Annotated in this window: 12 protein-coding genes; 4 read left to right on the forward strand and 8 right to left on the reverse strand. The window is 67.0% G+C overall.

Annotated features, from left to right (window positions below):
* Window positions 1–42: 42 nt before the first annotated feature.
* The 3 genes from OXG79_06685 to OXG79_06695 all read right to left on the reverse strand — a co-directional run bounded on the left by OXG79_06685 (window position 43) and on the right by OXG79_06695 (window position 3,761).
* A complete protein-coding gene (locus tag OXG79_06685) occupies window positions 43–939 on the reverse strand; it encodes an AAC(3) family N-acetyltransferase (protein MCY3783456.1) in 897 nt (298 codons plus the stop codon).
* 7 nt (window positions 940–946) lie between these two features.
* Complete coding sequence (locus tag OXG79_06690) at window positions 947–1,792, reverse strand: sugar phosphate isomerase/epimerase (protein MCY3783457.1); 846 nt, start codon at window positions 1,790–1,792, stop codon at window positions 947–949.
* 193 nt (window positions 1,793–1,985) lie between these two features.
* Window positions 1,986–3,761, reverse strand: a complete 1,776-nt coding sequence (locus tag OXG79_06695) for a thiamine pyrophosphate-binding protein (GenBank protein MCY3783458.1) — start codon at window positions 3,759–3,761, stop codon at window positions 1,986–1,988.
* Between the two features lie 227 nt (window positions 3,762–3,988).
* On the opposite strand from OXG79_06695, the gene OXG79_06700 reads away from it, so the two are divergent.
* Together OXG79_06700 and OXG79_06705 are read left to right on the forward strand one after the other, a co-directional pair.
* A complete protein-coding gene (locus tag OXG79_06700; GenBank protein ID MCY3783459.1) occupies window positions 3,989–5,236 on the forward strand; it encodes a DNA repair exonuclease in 1,248 nt (415 codons plus the stop codon).
* Window positions 5,233–8,235, forward strand: coding sequence for an AAA family ATPase (locus tag OXG79_06705; GenBank protein MCY3783460.1), 3,003 nt, complete (start codon window positions 5,233–5,235; stop codon window positions 8,233–8,235). Before OXG79_06700 ends, OXG79_06705 begins: the two co-directional genes overlap by 4 nt.
* 73 nt (window positions 8,236–8,308) lie before the next feature.
* Here OXG79_06705 and OXG79_06710 read toward each other — a convergent pair whose 3' ends face one another.
* Window positions 8,309–8,695, reverse strand: coding sequence for a type II toxin-antitoxin system VapC family toxin (locus OXG79_06710; protein MCY3783461.1), 387 nt, complete (start codon window positions 8,693–8,695; stop codon window positions 8,309–8,311).
* Entirely contained in the window at window positions 8,696–8,941 is a 246-nt protein-coding gene (locus OXG79_06715) for a type II toxin-antitoxin system prevent-host-death family antitoxin (GenBank protein ID MCY3783462.1), read from the reverse strand. It lies immediately after the preceding gene.
* 533 nt (window positions 8,942–9,474) lie between these two features.
* Between OXG79_06715 and OXG79_06720 the strand changes: the two genes are divergently transcribed.
* Complete coding sequence (locus tag OXG79_06720; protein ID MCY3783463.1) at window positions 9,475–10,575, forward strand: ABC transporter ATP-binding protein; 1,101 nt, start codon at window positions 9,475–9,477, stop codon at window positions 10,573–10,575.
* A 163-nt stretch (window positions 10,576–10,738) separates the two neighbouring features.
* Here OXG79_06720 and OXG79_06725 read toward each other — a convergent pair whose 3' ends face one another.
* The 3 genes from OXG79_06725 to OXG79_06735 all read right to left on the reverse strand — a co-directional run bounded on the left by OXG79_06725 (window position 10,739) and on the right by OXG79_06735 (window position 20,242).
* Complete coding sequence (locus OXG79_06725) at window positions 10,739–13,066, reverse strand: hypothetical protein (protein MCY3783464.1); 2,328 nt, start codon at window positions 13,064–13,066, stop codon at window positions 10,739–10,741.
* A 94-nt stretch (window positions 13,067–13,160) separates the two neighbouring features.
* Complete coding sequence (locus OXG79_06730; protein MCY3783465.1) at window positions 13,161–16,712, reverse strand: leucine-rich repeat domain-containing protein; 3,552 nt, start codon at window positions 16,710–16,712, stop codon at window positions 13,161–13,163.
* 590 nt (window positions 16,713–17,302) lie between these two features.
* Window positions 17,303–20,242 (reverse strand): hypothetical protein, encoded by a 2,940-nt coding sequence (locus tag OXG79_06735; GenBank protein MCY3783466.1) that lies wholly within the window; start codon window positions 20,240–20,242, stop codon window positions 17,303–17,305.
* 127 nt (window positions 20,243–20,369) lie between these two features.
* Here OXG79_06735 and OXG79_06740 point away from each other — a divergent pair, with 127 nt between their 5' ends.
* Window positions 20,370–21,893 carry a hypothetical protein gene (locus tag OXG79_06740; protein MCY3783467.1) on the forward strand — a complete coding sequence of 508 codons (1,524 nt, stop codon included), beginning with the start codon at window positions 20,370–20,372 and terminating at the stop codon, window positions 21,891–21,893.
* Window positions 21,894–21,959: the final 66 nt, after the last annotated feature.

Genomic DNA, 21,959 nt, shown 5'->3' on the forward strand with positions numbered 1-21,959 from the left:
ATCTGAGGGCCTGCGGACAGCGCATACCCGAACCCCTGGCCCCTACTTGGTGTGAGGCTGGTACACCCCCGCCGGATCGACCACGCAGAGCTGGGCGCCGGTGTGGCGGCCCTCGGGAATGGTCCAGGTCACGCCGTATTGGAGCGGCGTCAACCGGCCGTCGGCGATGAAGAACAGCTCCGGGTCGGCGGCGAACATCTCCCGTGCGGTCCGCTCCAGGTCGCGGGCGCGGAAGAGGCGGGCAATGGCGTTGCCCACGGCGCCGCGCTTCACCAAGCCGCGCTGTTCCAGGCCTTCGCCCAATCGGTTGAAGTCGTAGCTGCGCTCGGGCATGCCGGGAAAGCTTGGGTCGGGTCCCCACGCCTCGCTGTGCAGCGGAACCACGCGCCCGTCCGACAGGCGCTGGAGTCCTTCCACGGCGCGCGGGCGGCGGTGGGACCCGATCTCCTGCTCCATGAAGTGACCGGCGGTGAGGTTTTGATAGGGCACGCCCAGCAGCAGGAACCACCCGTCGAGGTCGAATATCGCGCGCATGGACGGCTGTGCGTCCCAGCCGTCATCGCCGCCGGCGTCGATGATCGTGTCGCGCAGCGGCCCGATGGCGGCCACGGTCTGCACGATGTGGATTGTGCGGCGGGCCTCCGGGCGGCGGAAGACGTGGTTGGGAATGGCGCCGGTCGTCACCGGCGTCTCCGCCGGGTCGAACACAAAGCCCGGCTCGTGGTATTGGCCCGTGAAGGTGGGCGCGACGAGCGTTCCCTCGGGGCCAATCGCCGCCAGCAACGCGTCGACCACCCTATCCGCCCCACCCTCGACCGTGCCGATGCTGCGCAATGAGCTGTGAAACATCACCAGGCCGCCGCGCGGCACTCCCAGCCGTTCGAGGCCGGAGGTCAACTCCGGGCCGGTGCGAATCACGCGGCCGGAAGGCGCGCTCACCGGAAGCTCAGTCGGCGCCGAGTTCGTCTTCGAGCCGACGCATGTGAGTGATGGCGTCGTGGGTGTAGCGGTCGAAGAAGTCGGCGTGGCCGCCGGCGCGGAAGACGGTGAAGGGGTCGGCGGTGTCGGGGAGCAGCTCGAACGCCAGCCAGCCGGTGTAGTCCACCTCGTCAAGCGCCCGCAGCACCTCGCGGAAGTCGGCGTGTCCGTAGCCGGGCGGCAGGCGATTCGAGTCCGCCAGGTGCATGTGGGCCAGGTGCGGTCCGGCGTGGCGGATGGCGTCGCCCAGGGACGATTCCTCGATGTTCATGTGAAACGTGTCGCCCATGACGCCGCCGTTGGTCAGGCCGATGGCCTCCCACAGCTCGACGGCCTGCTCCAGGCGGTTGAGGAAGTAGGTCTCAAAGCGCGTCCAGCACTCCAGCGCGACGCTCACCCCGCGCTCGGCGGCGTACTCGCCGGCGGCGCGCAGGCCGTCCACTGCCCAGCGCCACTCGTCCTCGGGGTCGGCCAGCGGCAGCAGCTTCATGGAGGCGCTGGGGCGTCCCACGATCACCGGCGCGCCGACGTCAACCGCCAGATCGGTGAGCGAATTGAGGTAGGCCAGCGCGTTCGCCCGGATCTCCGGGTCGGGGTGGGCGAAGTCGCGGTCGGCGCTGATGACCGAGCTGATCGAGCTGACGGCAATGCCCGCGTCGGCGACCCGGCGTCGCACGGCGGGGGCGTCGTAGGTCTCGGGCTGGCCCAAGAGCTCGATGCCGTCGTAGCCGAAGCGCGCCACGCGGTCGATGGACGCGCCGATGTCCTCGCCGTAGTAGACCAGGGCGCTGTAGGCGTACTTGAATGGCCGCATCAGGCTTGAGCCCCTAACACACTGTCAACGGCTGGGTGCGTGAGCGCCAGCCAACTCCGTTCGTGGTTAGCCGGTCGAACTACGTTCCCTCGACAGGCTCGGGACGGGCCCTTCGACAAGCTCAGGACGAACGGATCTTTCGTCACCTGCGGTGTTCGTGGGCTGCGGGTCAGGGACTTCATGGGAAGTGCGCCTACGCCGAGTCCTCGGGCTGGGGCGCCGAGTATCGCACCTCGGAGCCGCGCGGCATGGGGGCCGGCTCTCCCCGGCCGGGCTCGAACCAGGCGCCGGCGATGGGCGGGCGCACGGCGTCGGCGGCGACCACCAGGTCCACCACGCACGGTTTGCCGCAATCGAGCGCCCAGCGAATGGCGTCCTCGACCTCGTCGTGGCGGGTCACCCGCACCCCTTCGCCGCCCAGGGCGCGTCCCAGCTCGGCGTAGTCCACCTCGACGCTGTATTCGGTGCCGATGATGCGCCCGCCGAAGTCGGCCATCTGGCCGTCGCGGATGGCGGCCAGCGACGAGTTGTTGAACACCAGCCAGATCACCGGCAGGCCCCACTCGACGGCCGTGGACACCTCCTGGTTGACCATGAGGAAGCCGCCGTCGCCGGTGACCGCCACGCAGGCCTTGTCGGGCTGCGCCAGCTTGGCGCCGATGATGGCGGTGGGACCCCAGCCCATCGGCGTCCAGCCGCCCGGATTCAGAAAGCGCCCGCCGGCTCGAATGGGATAGAAGGCGGCGAAGTAGTGGGCGTGGTTGCCGGTGTCGACGGAGATGATCGAGTCGTCGGGCAGCACGCGGCGCACCTGCTCGGCCACGCGCAGCGGCTCCATGGGCGTGGCGTCGGGCGGGGTGAGATCCAATTCGTAGGCGCGCTTGGCGCGGCGGATCAGCGCGGCGTCGGCCTCGGCGGATGGCCGCCCGCCGAGGCGCTCGACGGCCTCGCGCAGATCGTTGACCACCGCGAGCGCGTCGCCTTCCAGCCCCAGCTCGATGGGTCCGGCACGGCCCATTTCGCGGGCTTCGATGTCGATCTGGATGATGCGGTTCTGCGGCACGAACGGCTTGCCCTCGGTCCACCAGCTGGTGGACTCGTCGGCGAAGCGATAGCCCACGGCCAGGATCAGGTCGGCGCGTTCGCGGATCAGCTCGTGCGCCACGGGATGCCCCAGCCAGCCGACCATGCCGACCGCCAGCGGGTGGTCCTCGGGCACCACGCCCTTGGAGACGAAGGACGAGGCGATGGCCGCGCCCAGGCTCTCGGCCAGCGCGGTGACTGACTCGCCCGCGCTGGAGATGAGCGCGCCGTTGCCCGCAATGATGACCGGGAACTCGGCGTCGACGAGCAGCTGCGCCGCCCGAGTGGTCAGCTCGGCGTCGGCCCGCGGCCGCGCCCGGGCCGGAAACGGGTCGGGGTCCTCGGGCCGCGTCTCGACCTCGGACGCTTGCAGGTCCCAGGGAATCTCCAGTCCAACCGGTCCCGGCCGCCCCACCTGCGCCGCCGTGAAGGCCTTGCGCACGGCGGTCGGGATCGTGCGCGGGTCGGCGATGGACCAGACGCGCTTGGTGATGGGCTGCAGCATCTGCATGAACGCCTGGTCCGCCGGCGCGGTGTCGGGGCGCGAGGTCTCCTGCAGCTGCCCGCGGCCGTACCAGCGCTGGATGGGCGCGCCCACGATAGCCAGCACGGGGCTGGAGGTGGACATGGCGGTGGCGATGCCCATGATCATGTTGGCCGCGCCCGGCCCCACCGACGAGCAGCACACGCCGACCTGGCCGCTGACGCGGGCGTAGCCGTCGGCGATGTGCGCCGCCGCCTGCTCGTGGCGCACGAGCATGAAGTCGATCTGGTCGGAGCCGTGGATCGCGTCCAGGATGTTGGTGTTGCCGTGGCCGGGAATGCCGAAGACGTAGCGCACGCCGTGGCGTTCGAGCGCGTCGACCAGGACTTCGGCGGCGTTCACGGCGTGGCTCGGGATAGTTTGCGGATGACGAATAGATTCCCGCCTCTAAGGGAATCTGACAACCGTTGAGTGATTGATCGGGCGAGTTGGGCGGGTTTGAAACCCGCCCCTACGTTTGGAGGGTCTAGCTGCGGGCGGCCGCAAGGGCCGCCCCTACAGGGACTGGACCTTGGCGCAGCCCGGATATCCTGGGGCGCGACGCGATACCTGGTTGAGCGACCCGCCGCATGCTGCGCATCGTCCATGCCGCCGATATCCATCTGGACACGCCCTATCGGCGTCACGACGAGGCGGTGCGCGCGCGGCTGCGGGACGCGGGGCGCGAGGCGTTCGTCCGCTTGATCGACCTGGCGCTGGGGCGGCAGGCGGACGCGCTGCTGATCGCCGGGGACCTCTTCGACAACGACTTGCTGACGCTGGCGACGGAGCGCGTGCTGGTCGACGAGCTGACGCGCGCGACGAGCGCCGGGCTGACCGTGGTCTACGCCACGGGCAACCACGATCCGGGGCGGGCCAACTACCGGGCCATGGGGATCGACTGGCCGGAGGAGCGCTTTCACCTAGTCGCGTCGCGACAGCCGCGGCAGATCGCCATCGAGCGTGAGGACGAAGTGGTGGGCTGGGTGGTGGCGGCGGGGCACCAGACGCCCCGCGAGGACCGCGACCTGGCCGCGGCCTTTCCGCCCGCGCCCGGGCCGGAGCCAGCTGTGGGGCTGCTGCACGCGCACGTTGTGGGCGCAGCCGCAGTCGAGCAGCACGACAGCTACGCCCCGACCTCTCTCGACAGCCTGGATCCTAGCTACGCCTACTGGGCGCTGGGCCACATCCACCAGTGCCAGAAGGTTCGGCCCGATCCACCGGTTCACTATTCGGGCAACTTGCAGGGGCGACAGTTCGGCGAGGAGGGCGCCAAGGGCGCGCTGGTGGTGACGCTGGAGCGCGGCGCCGCGCCGGAAATCGAGTTCAACGCGCTGGCGCCGGTGCGTTGGGAGTCGCTGGCGCCCGACGGACTTGACGCGACACGCAACCTGACCGACGTGCACGCGGCTGTACGCGCGGCTTTCGACGCGCGACGGGGCGGTGCGCTGCCGGACCAGGAGTGGATCCTGCGAGTAGACCTGCGCGGCGCCTGCGAGTTGGCGTCGTTGCTCGCCAGCGCCGACGAGCGCGCCGAGCTGGCGGCGCAGCTGCGCGAGGACCTGGGCGTGCTGGATGTCGAGGTGCGCGACCGCGGTTTGCACCGGCCGGTGGACATCGAGTCCCACCGCGATCAGCCGCATCTGCTCGGTCAGACTCTGGCGCTTCTCGAGCGGGCCAAGGCCGACGACGCGGCGCTGGACGGCATCACGCCGGTCCAGGTGGCCGGCGGCGACGGCACCGAGTCGGCTGAGCGCCGCGCGTATCTCCGCGAGCTGCTCCACGACCTAGACGCCGAGGCGGCCGTGCGGCTGCTGCGTGAGTCGGAGTCCGCATGAGAATCGACGGCTGGGAGATCGACGCCTTCGGACCGATCAGCGGTTGGACGCGGCACGGCCTGGCCGAGCACGGCGTGGTGGTGATCGCCGGAGACAACGAGACCGGCAAGTCGGCGCTGTTCGAGTTTCTGACCACCGCGTTGTTCGGATTCGCGCCGGCCACGGCCGGGAATCACCCCTACAGTCCCTGGGGCGGAGGCTTCCCCGGCGGGGCGCTGCTCGCAAGCCTGGGCGACGGGCGCAGCGTGCGCCTCGCGCGGCGATTGACATCACGTCCCCAGGGGACGATCGAGATCGACGGCCAGCCGCGCGATCTGGCGAACCGCCCTGTGGTCTGGGTCGGCGGGCTGGCACGCGCGATCTTCACCAACCTCCACGCCGTGACCCAGGAAGACGCGCTGGGCATGGACCCGCGCACCTGGCAGAGCGTCGAGGATCGCATGCTCGGCGGGGCGTCATTCGACTTCCTTCGACCGGCGCGCGAGGTCGTGGCGCAGCTCGACCAGGACCGTCAGGCACTTTGGCGTCCGGACCGGCGGGGCCGCCCGCGGGCGGTCGAGATTCGCGAGCGCACTCGTGCGCTGGGTGAGGAGCTGCGGCCGGCGAGCGGACGCCGATCGGAGATCGAAGCGAAGCAGGCTCGTCTGGCGGAGATCGTCGAGATCTTGGAGGCGATCGAGCGCGGGCCACAGGGTCTGCAAGCCATCGAGGTCATGCTGGAGCGCGACGCCACGCTGTCGCCCATCGTGCGCCGCGCGCGCCGGGCGGAGTCCCTGAATGCCCAAGCCGCATCGCTCGTGGCGAACGACGACTACGGCCCGGACCCGCGAGCCATGCGTACCGAGCTGCGGGATGCCGTCACGTCGGGGGAGCGGCGCATCGATGAGATCGATGCCGAGATCGAGCAATTGGCCGAGGCCCGCGAAATCGATTCGGTCCACCAGACGGCGCTCGCTCACCGAGACCTGATCCTGGAATTGCAGGCCGAGATTCCGCTGCACGTCGAGGACGACCGGCGCATCGAGCAAATGTCCGGTGCGCTGCACGAAGAGAGCGGCGGCTTCGGGCAGATCGGCGAGCGAGTGCTGGACCGGGATCTGGACGCCGGCGCCCTGGAGACGCTGCGGGACTTGCGAGTCGCCGAGTCGCGCGGACGCTTCGAGGCCTGGACCGTGGCCGTCGCCGATGCCGACTATCGAGCCGTGGAGCGGCGGCACGCGGCCGAAACGGCGGAGCGCACGCAGCGCGAGCGCGAGGTGCTGGGCGATGTCCCGGACTTGGCGCAGGCCCACGGGCGCGTGCAAAGCCTGCTCGAGCTCGGCCGGGCCGAGGCCCTAACGGCCGCCGGCGGTGGCGCACCGTCACGTGCCTGGCGAGTTGCGATTCCGGTGCTGGTGGCGCTCGCCGGGGCGGCGGCCATCGTTGTCGGCATCTTCTTGGGCGGCACGGTCCTTGCCATTCTGGCGAGCGTGGGCGCGTCGTTGGCCGCGGCCGCGGCAGTGGATCTCTCGCGCATCGTGACGGCGCGCCGCCGCGCCGGCGCGGGTCCGGCCGCCGCGGCGGCACTGCGCAAACGTGCGGATATAGCCCCGGACACGAGCGCCGCCGACGCCCTGGACGACGCCATGCGCCAGCGCGACGCGGCGCGACGCGCCGCCGACATCGACCAGCGGCTCGCGACCGCGAAGGTGGCGATCGAGGATGCGGCGCGTCGTGAGGACGAGGCCGCGCTGGCCGCCACTGCGGCGCGAAACGCCTGGCTGGAGCTGATTCCCAACGTCCCGATTGCGCCGGTCCAGCTAAAGCGTCCCCGCGAGACGCTGCTGCGCGACGTGGAGGAGCTGCGTGACTCGCTGGCGCGCACGCATGCCCTGATAGAGGACCGCCGGACGGTGCAGGAGCGCATCGACCATCGCCTTCGGCGTCTGCAAGCCCTCCGTGACGAGTTGGACCTCGACCCGGCGGCCGACGTCGTACCCGCGGTGGCGGAACTGGGCCGGAAGCTGACTGCGGCGGAGGCGGCCAAGGGCGAGGCCGAGGCTGCCGCCGGGGCGATTGCCAAGTTGCGCGACGAACGGCGGCAGGTCGGTGACGCGCGGGATGTCGCCGACACCGAGTTGGGGCTGCTTGAGACTCAGTTGGCACGGCTTGATCCAGTTGAGGCTGATCCCGACGCGGGCCTGGATCGCTTGGAGCGGGCGCGGGCCGCGCGCGACGAGGCCACGCGAGCACGGGCCGACCTCGACCGCGAGACGCCGAATTGGCGGGAGCGCGTGGCCGAGGCCGACCGTTTAGAGGCCCAGGGCGAGGCCATCGAGCTCACGGACGACCGCCGCGTCGAGCTGCGGCGCCGTGGGGCGGAGCTGCAGGAGGAGGCGAACGGTCTGCGCGATGAGCGCGGTGGTTTGACCCGGGACGTGCAGGAGATGGAAGCGCTGCCCGGCCCGGCGCACGTGCAGGGCGCCATCGAGGAGGCGCTGGCGGAGCTGGAAGAGGTTCAACGCGCGCACGACCGGCTGGCGCTGCTGGCGGCGGCGATTTCCGCCGCCGAGCGGGCCTATCGCGACGCGCATCAATCGCCCCTGCTGGAGGCCGCGAGCGCCCACCTCGCCAGCATCACCGGCGGGCGCTATGACCGGCTAATCGCCGACGACTCGACGGGCGACGGGGTGCGCCTGCACGTGCGGCGTCGGGGCGAGGACTTTCCCGTGGTCGTGGGGCATCCCCTCAGCCGCGGCACGCTGCAGCAGATCTACCTGGCGCTACGCCTCGCGATGGTGGACCAGGTCGAGGGTGAGGACGCCGAGCGGCTGCCGCTGTTCATGGACGAAATGTTCGTGAACTGGGACCCGTCCCGCACCGGCCGCGGCATGGCCGTGCTGCGCGAGATCGGCCGGTCGCGGCAGGTGTTCCTCTTCACCGCCGATCCCGCCTGGGCGGAGCGCACCAGCGCCCAAGCCGAGGCCATGGTCGTCGCCACGCCGGGGCTCGGCGGGTGACGTTGGCTTGGATCGCCGTGGGGGCGGATCACCACGGTTAGCGTGCGGACAGGCTGGTGGGGCGGGTCGCGCCTCACCAAAGGCGGCGAATGGCGTAGCGGTCGAAGGTGGATTCGTTGGAGATGAGCACGAGGTCGCGTGAGATCGCCTGGGCGATGAGCATGCGGTCGAAGGGGTCGTTGAGCGGCCCCGAAAGGGCGCCGGCGCGGGCGGCTTCCGCGACAGTTATCGGCAGTTCTTCAAAGCCCTGGTCGGCGATGGCGCCGGCAACGTCAGGCGCCATCGCCACGGCCTCATCCAGTCTGCCCCGGTGATATTTGGTGGTTATTTCCCAAGCGGAGATCGCGCTGACGAATACGACGTTTGCATCGTCGCCGATGCGGCGACGGGCCCGCCGCGGCAATCGTTCGCTCCCGTTCACCCACCAGATGAGGGCATGGGTGTCAAGCAGCAACCGCAACTACGGGCCACCCTCCCATAGGGCCAACTCCTCCGGCGGCAGCGGCTGCAAGACGAGGTCGCTTAACTCCTCCCATTCCTTATTTCCCTTCATCGCGCCAAACTGCCGCTTGCCGCGACTCTTGCAGCGCACAAGCTGGGCGACTGGCTTGCCGTTGCGGGCGATAGTGACTTCTTCGCCCGCCTCGACCTGCGCCAGCAGGCGGGACAGGTGGGTCTTGGCTTCGTGGACGTTCACCGTTGTCATGGCCGACTCCTCGGGCGGCTCAGCCTTGTAGTTGACTAAGAATATGACTAATGCCGGAGCGCAGCAAGAATCGGGTAGTGGGTAACTCTGCCTGAAGGTATCCCACAGTGAGCTGTCGGCCAGGGAATGGCGGACGGGGTCGGCGATTGGGTCTCAAGTGACGCGAGGCATGAATTCCCGCCTCCGGAGACTCTTGCAGAATCCAGCCGTGCTTGGGCATGACCTGGCACATCCTTTCCGCACCCAGGTTCAATGACGGGTGGATTCCCGCCTTCGCGGGAATGACGGAGGGGTTACGCAAAGGTCTCCCTTCGCGGGAATGACGAATGGCTAGGCCAAGGTCTCCCTCCGCGTGAATGACGGACTCAGAGTGGGCCACTGCCGACGCTTTGACGCGGTGGATGCGGTTGGGTAGCGTGCGGGCAAGCTGGTTGGGCGGACCGGCGGGGTGAGGAACGGCTTTTGCCGAACAGTTCTGTCCTTGCCCGACGCCGTGGCGCCGCCGCGGCATCGGCAGGGCGGGGAGCATGCCGATGGCCAGCGTCACGCTTGATAACGTCACGAAACGGTTTGGCGACGTTGTCGCCGTCGACGACGTGTCCATCGAGGTCCAGGACCGAGAGTTTCTCGTGCTCGTGGGGCCGTCGGGCTGTGGCAAGTCCACCACGCTGCGCATGGTCGCGGGGCTTGAGGAGCTGACGGGCGGCAACATCTACATCGGCGACCGCCTGGTGAACGACGTGCCGCCCAAGGACCGCGACATCGCCATGGTGTTTCAGAGCTACGCCCTCTATCCCCACATGAGCGTCTACGACAACCTGGCGTTTGGCTTGAAGCTGCGAAAGACGCCCAAGGCCGAGATTCAGCGGCGCGTGGCCGAGGCCGCCGACATGCTGAACATCAGCGAGTTGATGGAGCGAAAGCCGCGTGCGCTTTCCGGTGGCCAGCGGCAGCGCGTGGCGGTTGGGCGGGCCATCGTGCGCGACCCGGCCGTGTTCCTGATGGACGAACCGCTGTCCAACCTGGACGCCAAGCTGCGCGTGCAGACGCGGGCCGAGCTGATTCGCCTGCACGAGCGTTTGCAGGCCACGGTGATCTACGTGACGCACGACCAGATGGAAGCCATGACCATGGGCACGCGCATCGCGGTGCTGCGGGACGGCGTCTTGCAGCAGTTGGGACCGCCGCAGGAGGTCTATGCGGCGCCGAGCAACGTGTTCGTAGGCGGATTCATCGGCAGCCCGGCGATGAACTTTTTCGACGCGCGCATCTCGGGCGAGGACGGCTTGTGGGTGGAAACGGAAACGCTGCGCGTTCCCGTACCGCCCGACCGGCGAGATGCCGTGGCGCCCCATGCCGGCAAGGACGTGATCTTCGGCATCCGTCCGGAAAACATCGTCGACCCGCAGTTCGCGGCCGGCGGCGTGACGCACGAGGCGACCATCACGGCGACCGTGGACGTGATGGAGCCGCTAGGCAGCGAGGTCATTCTCTACATGCTGGCGGGCTCGGACTCATTCGTCGCCCGCGTCGACCCGCGGACCACGGCGCAGGCCAATCAGCCCTTCGAGCTGGCCTTCGAGATGGACCGCATGCACCTGTTCGACCGCGCGACGCAGGAGGCGATTGCGTAGGAGCGTTCCGGTCACGGACCGCTCAGCATTCGGCGGCGGCCGCGGACATCGGGCAGCGCGCATGGCCTGCCAGGGCGGCCTTCGCGCTCCTCCGTGGTCGAACCGACGCCCGCGCTCCGAGATGCGCCGACCGCCGATGTTCAATGCCAACGCGCGGACCGTCCTATGGGGCGCCCTGGGTCACCGTGCGTCCCTCGCCGAAATACAGGTCGCCGATGAAACGATCCGCCAAGTCGGCGGCGGCGGGAGCATCGGTCATGAAGGCAAAGATGAGGTGACATAGCCCAATTTCCATCCCCTCACAGTTGCCGGGAGACACCTTTCCCTGGCCGCTGTCATGAAGTCTCCAGAAGCCTCTGAGGAATAGATCCTCGCCCAAACCGAAGTAGAGGTTGTGAAACATCAGCGCACCGTTGAAGTAGTGACATTCATGCCAGTCGGAAGAAAGGTCGAGAATCCTCGTGTCTTCGCATCGGTCTTGAAGGGGCCTGATCCTTCCCGACCCCATGACGCCGGTTCGCATTTCGAGAAACACCGCGGCCCCTTCACAAATCCAGCTGGGGCATGCGTGCCAATAGTAGTGCGCGACCTCATGATGAATCGTAGGTTTCAGACTGTTATGGAAATAGTGATTCCGATCGTCATATCCCTCACGTATTGCGATATGCGACCCAACGAACAATCCACCCCACGGATCAACGACTTCTGATACGTGCAAGGCAATATATCTGGTTGGGAATGGCCGTTTCATGGCCGCTTCGACGGAGCGCACGGCTCCTTCCAAGTAGGTCATGGTGACTTCTTCGCCAAGTCTGGTTCGAATGACGGCCAGGATCGTTGGCCCAGTGTGCGGAAGCACTATGTGCCGCTCCTCGATCCATACCCTGCTTGGATCAAGCATGGCATCCAGGAGTTCCGGTTGGTCGACCACGACATACCAAAGAACGGTGACAATCTTGGCATGGTGATCGGTAATCCCGCCCTGACCCACGAGGTGCGAGACAATCCGATGCAGATAGTTTCGATCATGGGCGCCTATTCGATGCAAGCTCTCGACGGCTAGCGCGTCAAATGGTTCGATCGAATCGAGAAATGGCATTTGCGTCAGATAGAAGGCAATGGTGGGTTCGGTGGTTCCCGGCTGGATCTGATTGAGGGCTTGTCGTTCGTCCCTCGCGATGATGATCAAATCGTCGACAAGGCCGACTTCTTCGTCCGTCAAGCCGTCTGCCACCCACGGTTTTCGAAGAAGCGATCCAACTAGATTGGGGTCGTCCCGGGCGACGTCGGTCACACCGTTGATAAAGTCGACGTCTTCATCCGTCACACTGTCCATGACCCACGGGAATTGAATCAGCGAATCTACGAGATCAGGAAAATGGGCCGCGTGACGAATGAGTTCTTTCAGCAAGTCACGTTCGATCTGGCTTAATCCGTCTTGAGCCCATGGCAGCTCCGCGATATCGGCCAGGGTCTTGAATTCGAGGACGGTTTCTTGGCTCGGTTGATTGCGTATGGATCCATCCAAGGGATCTTCAATCAGGCTTCGCAGCAACGGCTCTGATGCGGCGAAGACTCGTTGCAGTTGGCTGATGGCGGATTGCTCCAAGGGTGTGATTCCATCGGCGACCCAGTCGAGCGTGGCGATGATGGCTGGGAGCCCGGGATCGGATTCGTACCGGAGCACCTTGGCCGCTTCCGGAATGATCACGTTGCTGAGCTTCTTGACCTTGTCGGGCACGTTCTGGAGATTCACGCGGCCAACGGTGGTGCCGGGCGCGGGCACGTTCCAGATCACGAACACCGTGCGCTGCGCGCGGAGCATCTGCAGCCCCTGCGGCTGTCCGTTGACCTCTCGCTCTTCGTAGCGGATCGGCAGGCCGTAGAGGTTGAGCCAGTCCGGCTCGCTCAAGAACCGTGCCTTGATCGCCTCGTTTTGGTCCAAGAGCGCCAGGTGGTTCCGGATGATGGTGGCGAAGTCGGCGCCGCGGTCTGCCTCCAGCACCTGGTGGGGCGGGACGTTGGGTAGCTCGATCTCGGGATAGCGGTTCGCCAGGACGTCCAGGGTGTTGTAGTAGTTCATGCGCTGCTTACCGGGGTCCCACTGCAGGATCACCTTCTGAAAGGCCTGGAAGGTGAAAGGGCCGTTGGTCCAGCGCTGGCTGATGGGGTAGCCAATGGCGTTCAGGTCGCGTTCCCGAACGAAGTCGTAGAGCGGCACGCCGTCGGCGTTGGTGACGGCGTAGCCATCATCGGGATCCGGAGTGTCGCCGCCGGTGATGGTGAACAGGCAGCCGTCGTCGAGGGCGATGCCCTCACACTCGAGCGCCGCCGCTGACGGCCAGACCGCGAGCGTGGCCGCGACCGCGACGGCAGTCGCGACGAGCGCCGTGCGCGGCACACACCACCAATGGCGCTGGCAAATTTGCCGCATGACGCCCTTCAGGTTGCGGCAGGCCGACCGGGATTCCCGAAATCCGCCGACCGGCAAGGTGCCGTGGATGCTACTTCACGCGCGGCGCGCGGTCGCCGGTGGACGGCCGAGCCCAGGGCGTCAAGACCGGCGTCGTTGCAACGTCTGCACGTCAGCTGGCTCCGCAGAACGGCAGCCCAAGCGTGCCGAGGTCGTTGTCGTCCACGCCGCGCAGTCCATCGGGGATGCAGCCGCTGAATTGGTTGCCGCCAAGGCCCAGCCACTGCAGGTCGTCGAGATCGCCGAGAGTGGCCGGCACCTCGCCGACGAGCTGGTTGTTCCTGAGATCCAGGGTTTGCAGCCGGCTGAGGTCACCCAACTCCGGCGGGATTTCGCCCTGCAGCCGGTTCTCCGCGAGCAGCAGCGCTCGCAGATTGTCGAGGCTGCCGAAGTCGCGAGGAATCGTCCCGTGCAACTGGTTTCGCGTGAGCACCAGGTCTTGCAGGTTGGTGAGGAAGCTCAGCTCGCGGGGAAGTGCTCCGCTCAGGGCGTTGTCGCTGAGCCAGAGCTCCCGCAGCCTGGCCAGGTCTCCCAGCTCCGGCGGGATCGACCCCGTCAACTGGTTGGACTCAAGCCGCAACAACTCCAGTCTCGACAACTCGCCCAACTCGGGTGGAATCGGGCCCTCCAGCCGGTTGCCCCCCAGGGAGAGGTGGACGAGGCTGTTCATGCGGCGCAGCTCAGGCGGAATCGATCCACTCAATTGGTTCTCATGCAGATACAGCACCTCCAGGTCGAGAAGGCTGCCCAACTCCGGCGGAATCTCGCCCTGCAACCGGTTGACCCCGAGCTCGAGGATTCGGAGACCGAAGATGTTGCCAAGCTCGGCGGGAATCTCTCCCTCCAATTCGTTTTTCCAAAGGTGCAGCTCCTTGAGGTACCCGATGTCGCCCAGCTCCGGCGGGATCGGACCGGTGAGGCGGTTCTCCTGGAGCCACAGTTCCTCGAGGACGTAGATGCGACCCAGCTCGGGCGGAATCCACCCCTCCAACTGGTTCGTCCCGAGCGCCAAGATCTTCAGACTCGAGAGGCTGCCCAAGTCGGCGGGAATCGCCCCATGCAACGCGTTGTCGGAGAGGCGCAGCTCGATGAGTTCGGTCAGACGGCCCAACCCGCGTGGAATCTGGCCGCGTAACCCATTCTGGCTGAGGTCAAGGCTGGTGACCCGCCCCCGGCGGTCGGTGACAACGCCGTGCCATCGGTTGAGCGGCTCGTTGCTCAGCCATTGTGCGTTGTTGGTCCAGTTCGGACCGTCGGTCGAGTGGTAGAACGCGACCAACACGGTCCGATCGGCGCCGGATTGTGGCGATGGCGCCACCGTCGGTGCGGGGTTGGCGGCGCTGCAATCCGGTAGCCCCAGGTTGTCCAGATCGTTGTATTGAATCTTCTGCATCCACTCCGGAATACATCCCGTCAGCTGGTTGCCGCCGCCGAGGTAGAGCACTTGCAGCCTGGTGAGGTCGTCGAGCTCGGGCGGTATGGCCCCAACCAGCATGTTCTCGCGGAGCGACAGCGTGTGCAGGTTGGTGAGATTGCCCAGCTCGGGCGGTATCGACCCCGTCAGCTGATTGTCCGCGAGGCTCAGCGTTTGCAGGCGGTACAGCAGGCCCAGCACGGGCGGAATCTCGCCGGTGAGGTGGTTCCCACGGAGGCTCAACTCCTGCAGGCTGAAGAGGAAGCCCAGCTCAGCCGGAATCGCGCCCGTCAGCTCGTTGTTATCCAGCCGAAACGCCGCGAGGGTTCCGAGGTTGCCCAGCTCCGGTGGGATTTCCCCGGTGAGCCGGTTGCCGTCGAGGAACAGCGCGCCGAGGCTGAACATGCCCTCCAACGCCGGCGGAATGGCGCCGGTGAGCTGGTTGCTGGTGAGCAGCAGCTGCTTCAGGTTGGCCAGGCGGCCCAGCTCGGGCGGGATCGATCCGGTGAGCTGGTTGCCCTGGAGCAGCAGATATTCCAGCTTGGCGAGGCGCCCCAACTCCGGCGGAATCGAGCCCGTGAGCTGGTTGTCGTGGAGCGCCAGGAATTTGAGGTTCGCCAGGCGGCCCAGCTCGGGTGGAATTGAGCCGGAGAGCTGGTTGTCCTCAATCGCCACAAATTCCAGGTTGGTGAGGCGGCCGAGCTCGGTGGGGATGACTCCAATGAGCTGATTCACCCCCAGCCCGAGCCCCTTCAGGCGGGTGAGATTGCCCAGGGCGGCCGGAATCTCGCCACTCAGCTCGTTCTCGCGCACGGAAATTCCCTCGAGGTGTGCCAGGTGTCCCAACTCCGACGGCAGCTCCCCGCGTAGCCGGTTGCCGTGGAGCACCAACTCCGTCACCCGGCCGCTGTCGTCCGTGGTGACGCCGTGCCATTCGCCGAGGGGCGCCTCGCCGAGCCAGTTGGCGTTGTTCGTCCAATTCGGTCCGTCGGTGGCGTGGTAGAACGCGACCAGCACCTCGCGGTCCGAGATTGGTTGGGCCGTGGGCGCCGCGGGCGTCGACTGGACGGGCGCGCGCTCGGGGGCCGTGCAAAATGACAGACCGGTTTCGCGAAAGTCATTGACGCGTACCTTCCCCAGTTCGAGCGGGATGCACCCGGTGAACTGGTTGTCGCCGGCGAGGTGAAGCGTGACCAGATTCGCAAGCCTGCCGAGCTCGAATGGGAATTCCCCGCCAAGCTGGTTGTAGCCGAGATTCAGCCATTGCAGGTTCGCAAGGCGGCCCAGCGCGGCCGGGATCGCACCTTGCAACTGGTTGAAGCCGAGCGACAGCCACTGCAGATTTGCGAGCTGGCCCAACTCAGGTGGGATTTCCCCGCTCAGCTCGTTGTCCGTGAGATCGAGGAGCTGAAGGCTGCTGAGACGGCCCAGCTCGGACGGGATGGTCCCACTGAGCTGGTTTTGGCTGGCTTCGAGCACCGTGAGGGCTGCCAGATCTCCCAACTCCGGCGGAATTCGCCCTCCGAGCTGGTTTTTGCCGAGCGTCAGGTGCCTCAACGTTTGGAGGCGGCTCAACTCAACCGGGATGGTCCCGCTGAACTGGTTCTGGCGGAGGTCGAGCAGCACGAGAGCCGCGAGATCGCCAAGCTCCGGCGGAATCTCCCCGCCTACCTGGTTACTTGCGAGCGACAGCACCTGAAGCCTGGCAAGGCGTGCCAACTCGACCGGAATCTCGCCGCTCAGCTGGTTCTCATCAAGCACCAGCCCTTCGAGATTGGCAAGTCGGCTCAGCTCCGGCGGAATCGTCCCGGTCAACTGGTTGTCGCTGAGCACCAACTCTTCGAGATTGGCCAGGCGGCCCAGCTCGGGCGGAATCGCCCCTCGCAGGTGGTTGCCATGCAGGTGCAGTTGCTTCAGCTTGGTCAGCGCGCCCAAGTCGGGCGGAATCGTCCCGCTCAATTGGTTCTCATGGAGCAGCAGCACTTCGAGGCTGGCCAGCCCACGCAGCTCAGGTGGGATTGGCCCGCTGAGCTGGTTGGTGCTCAGCCCGAGGAATAAGAGGCCGGAAAGGCTACCCAGCACGGGTGGGAGCTCCCCTTGCAGCTGGTTGTCGACCAGCCAGACTTCCGTGACCCGGCCGGCGGCGTTCGCGGTGACGCCGTGCCACTCGTTGAGCGGGGCGTCGCTCAGCCAGTTGGTGGTGTTGGTCCAGTTGGGGCCGTCGGTCGCGTGGTAGAGCGCGACGAGCACCGCGCGGTCGGCGTCGGGAGTGTCGGCTGGGACCGGCGCCGCGTCGGGGGCAGGACTGGGAGCGGGTGTCGGCGTGGCGGCCGGCGTTGGGGTCGGGTCGGGCGCAGGCGTCGGCGCCGCCGTGGGGGTAGGGGTTGGCTGAGGCGTCGGTGTGGGCGAAGGCGCGACCGTCGATGCAGCCGTTGGGTCCGGCGCAGGCGAAGGCGCGACGGTGGCCGTGAGCGTAGCCACGACCGCTGGCGCCGGTGTTGGCGTTGGGGTGGGCGAGGGCGCCTCCGCCGCAACTGGCGTTGGCGCCGGATCCGCCGGCTCGGACTGGTCGGCGGGGACGTCGCCGCAAGCTGCCGCGGCCAGCGCAAGGCCAACCAGGAGTGACAGCGCGGCCGTGCGAACGGTCGCGGGCAATCCCTTAACGGCGCCGCGCGCGCCGTCAGGCACTCGCCGACCCAGGACCATGGCGACAGGTTGACACAGGCTGGCGTGGTTGAAGTCCTTCCGCGGGCCACGCCAGAGCATCGAGCGGCGTCAACCGTGCGCGATCAACCCTGGCTCCAGCAACCCGCCGACGCGCCTGACCATGCGCACGAAATTCAATTGGTTCGGCAGAACGGCAGGCCCAGCCCAGTGAGATCGCCAAAGACGAGATCAAGCAAACCGTCGGGAATGCACCCGGTGAATCGGTTACCGGCGAGTTGCACCCAGTCGAGATGGGCAAGGTCTCCCAATCCAGGTGGAATCTCGCCGCTGAGCTGATTTCCCTCGAGCAACAGACTCTTCAGGTTGGCGAGGTTCCCGAGCTCGGCGGGGATCGGCCCCTGCAATTCGTTGAACGACAGGCTCAGCTTGGTCAGATTGCTGAGTCGGCCCAACGCCGGCGGAATCATTCCGCTGAACTCGTTCGCCAACAGCACGAGCTGCTCGAGATTGACGAGATCACCTAATTCCGGCGGGATCGCACCGCTCAGGCGGTTATTCGCCAGATCCAGCACGGTGAGATTGGCGAGGCCGCCCAACGCGGGTGGGAGGTGACCACTTAAGGCGTTGTTGCCGAGCCGCAGCTCTTTCAACTTGGCGAGGTTGCCGAGCTCGGGCGGGATTCCGCCGCGCAGCTGGTTGTCGCCGAGGTCCAGCACGGTGAGACCGGCGAGGCCGCCCAGCGCAGGAAGGATGTAGCCACGCAGCTGGTTATCTTCGAGTTGCAGTTTTGAGACCCGGCCGCCGTTGGTGTCGACGCCGTGCCAGTCGCTGAGCGGCGCGTCGCTGAGCCAGCTGGTGCTGGTCGTCCAGTTGGGGCCGTCGGCGGCGTGGTAGAAGGCGACCAGCACGTCGCGGTCGGTGGCGGGCTGGCGGTTGGCGGTTTCACCGCGCGCCGATTCGGTCGTCCCGCAAAACGGCAGGCCAAGCGTGACAAGGTCGCTGTCCTCGACCTGCCGCAATGCCTCGGGGATGCACCCGGTCAGTTGATTGCCACCGCTGAGCCTGAGCCACTGCAGGTTGGCCAGGCGGCCCAACTCGGGAGGAATTTCGCCGCTGAGATGGTTTCGAGCGAGTCCCAGCTCTTGCAGCTTGGAGAGGTTGCCCAACTCGGGGGGGATCGCCCCTTGCAGCTGGTTGTCCCAGAGCGCCAGCACCCGGAGTTGGGAGAGGTCGCCCAACTCGGGCGGAATCGTCCCTTGGAGCTGGTTGTCTAAGAGCCCCAGCACTCGCAGATTGTCGAGGCTGCCCAGCGCGGGAGGAATGGTCCCACCCAACCGGTTGTGCATGAGGAGCAGTTCTCTGAGGTGCGTGAGAAAGCTCAATTCGCGGGGAATCGCCCCACTCAACGCGTTGTAGTAGAGCCACAAATGCCGCAGCTTGGCGAGGTGGCCCAGCTCAGGCGGGATCTCCCCAGTCAACTGGTTGGACTCGAGGCTCAATATCTCCAGTTGTGACAGCTCGCCCAACTGCGACGGAAGCTCCCCCCGCAGCCCGTTCTGCCCGAGTCGCAGCTCGGTTACTCGACCGCTGTCGTTCGTGACAACGCCGTGCCACGCGCGGAGCGGCGCGTCGCTCAGCCAGTTGGCGTTGTTGGTCCAGTTAGGACCGCCGGTCGCGTGGTAGAGCGCAACCAGAACGTCTCGGTCCGAACTGGGCTGGGGCGTGGGCGTGGGTGTAGGCGTCGGCGTCGGTGTAGGCGTGGGCGTTGCGGTCGGCCGAGGCACCGGGGTAGGCGTGGGTGTTGGGGCCGGCGAGGGGGTTGGCTGGGTCGCTGCCGCCGGGGTCGTGTTTTGGCGACTTTGGTTTCCGCCAGATTCGCAGAATGGCAGCCCGAGCGACTCGAGATCGCCCTCGACGTTTCGCACTTCTTCCGGGACGCAGCCCGTGAATTGGTTGCCGCCACTCAGGCTCACGTATGCCCGACCGGCAAGATTGCCCATCTCCGGCGGGATGGCGCCTGTCAACGAGTTGCGATGGAGCAGCAGCCGTACCAGCCGCGGGAGGCTGCCAAGCTCGGGCGGAATTAGTCCAGTCAAGTTGTTGTCATTGAGAAACAGCCTGCTCACGCTGGCGAGCCCGCCGAGCTCGGGCGGAATGGGTCCGGAAAGCTCGTTGTGATTGAGCGCCAACTCCAGCAGGTTGGAGAGACGCCCCAACTCGGCTGGAATGGGGCCGCTCAGCTTGTTCGCGTTGAGACGCAACTGCCTGAGTCCGGACAGGTTGCCCAGCTCGGGCGGAATCTCGCCGCTGAGCCAGTTGCTCTCGAGCGCCAGAAAGGTCAGCTTTTCGAGGTTACCCAGTTCGGGCGGTATCGGGCCGGTGAGCTGGTTGCCTCTGAGCACCAGGTGCAAAAGGCTGGCGAGGCCGCCCAGTTCGGGCGGTATCGTGCCGCTGAGCTGGTTGTTTTCGAGCAAGAGCGATTCCAGGTGGGCCAGGCGGCCAAGCTCGGGCGGTATGCCTCCGCTCAACTCGTTGCCCCCGAGAACCAGCCCCTCCAAGCCGGCAAGATTGCCCAGCTCGGCTGGTATGGCCCCCTGCAAGAAGTTGCCCCAGAGCGCAAGCCACTCAAGTTTGGACAGCTGGCCCAGTTCGGCCGGAATCGCACCTCGCAGCCGGTTCTCCCCGAGCAGCAGCTTGGTGACCCGCCCGTCGTCGTCGTCCGTCGTTACGCCGTGCCAGGTGAAGAGCGGCGCGTCGCTGAGCCAGTTGGTGTTGTTCGCCCAGTTGGGTCCGTCGGTCGCGTGGTAGAAGGCAATCAGCGCGTTGCGGTCGGAGGCGGGTGAATCGACCGAGGCTGGCGCCGCCTCCCTCACCGGACTCGGCGCGGGCGCGGCGGTTGGGGTCGGACTCGGCGTCGGCGTCGCTTCGGGCGTGGGCGTGGGGCTCGGGACTAGAGGACTGGGCGCGGGCGTCGCTTCCGGCGCGTCGGTCGCATCGCCGCAGGCCGCCAGGGCCAGCGCAAGGACGAATGCGAGCGCAGCCGCGCGAATGGTCAGCGGCAATCCCGCCGCGGCGCCGCGCGCGTCGTGAAATCCTCGGCGACGTAGGACCATGGCGACAGACTGACACAGACGCGTTGCGCCGCGATCTTGCGCGCGCCACGCCAATGCACCCCAGCTGAACCGGACCCCGCGGCCGAACGCTACGCTGGGGCGTCGCACGCACCCTTTCCGAGGCGCCATGTTTCTCGCCTATGCCCCTGATCGGATCGCCAAGGACATTGGCGACGATCGCCAGCTCTTCCTCGACGACGACGTGGTCGCGGTGGTCAAGAACGTCACCCGCCGCTTCCACCACCCGGTCAAGCATCCCGCCAACCCGGTGATCGAGAACGACCAGCCGTGGGAAGTGGTGCCTTACTTCCGCAGCTGCTCGTTCAATGTCCTGCAGGATCCGGAGGATGGGCTTTTCAAGTGCTGGTACGAGGATTATCCGAACTACTGGGGCAGCAAGGGCGTGCCGCGGCTCGGGAGCCGCATCTACTACGCCCAGTCGACGGACGGGATCACCTGGGAGAAGCCGCTGCTGGGGCGCCACACGATCGACGGCCAGGACACGAACACGCTCATCGTGTCGCCGGACGCCAACGACGAGTCCACCCTGTTCCCGTCGATCATGCTGGACCCGATCGAGACGGACCACAGCCGCCGGTTCAAGAAGGTCCACGTCTATCGCGTCGGCAGGCGCGGGATGGGGCTGGGCCTGGCGATGTCGGGCAACGGCCTCGATTGGACCCGGCATCCCGCCAACCCGATCATCCCGGAGTGGGCAGCGGACTGCCAGGTGCTGACGTACGACTCGATCGACGAGAAGTATGTGCTCTGGGGACGCTACGGCGACTCCGCGGGCGAGGCCTGGCACCCCGAGTTCGACCACTGGTTCGCCCCGGTGTGGCCGAGCCAGCCCGAGGGTGTGTGGGGCACGCGCCGCCGGGTCTGGCGGCAGGAAAGCCAGGACCTGGTCAACTGGTCGACAGCGGAGCTGATCTTCGAACCGGGTCCGGCGGACAACCTGGACGATGGGCACTACAGCTTCGTGCCCTGGCGCGCGGGCGAAATGCACCTGGGCATCCTCAACATGCTGCACACGGTGGACGACACGCTGGACATGTACCTGCACTACAGCCGCGACGGACACCAGTGGCATCGGTTTAACGATCACCGGCCGTTCATTCCCCGCGGTCCCGAAGGGTCCTACGACGCGCTGGACAACGAGACGACGGTGCAGCCGCTCGTGGTGGGGGATGAGCTGTGGTTCTACTACGGCGGCAACAACATTCATCACGACTGGTGGATCATCGGCAGCGGACAGGGTCTGGACGTGCCGGAGGTCCACGACCCGAGTATCGCGGCCAATGGCCACCACCTGTGCCTGGCCACGCTGCGCTACGACGGCTACGTGTCGCTGGACGCCACGGTGCGCGAGGGCTACGTGGAGACCAAGCCGGTGCGGCCGACGGGCGGTCAGCTCTTCATCAACGCCCGCTGCGAGCCCGGCGGCTACATCGAAGCCGAGGTGATGGACCCGTACAACGGCGTGTGGCCGGGCTTCGAGCGCTCCACCTGCCGGCGGTTCGAGGGCGACAGCATCCGCCACAACCTCACCTGGACGGGCGGCGCGCCCGGCGACCTGCGGGGGGGCCTCAAGCTGCGCTTCCACCTGCGAGGGGCCGAGCTGTATAGCTTCCGGTTTGGGAGCGAGTGACTAGAGTGGTTATCTCGGGTGCAATCGAACCGTGCGCCCCGGGCTTGAACCTGGATTCCGGCTTCC

Source organism: Chloroflexota bacterium (assembly GCA_026706485.1).
Taxonomy (GTDB): domain Bacteria; phylum Chloroflexota; class UBA11872; order UBA11872; family UBA11872; genus JAJECS01.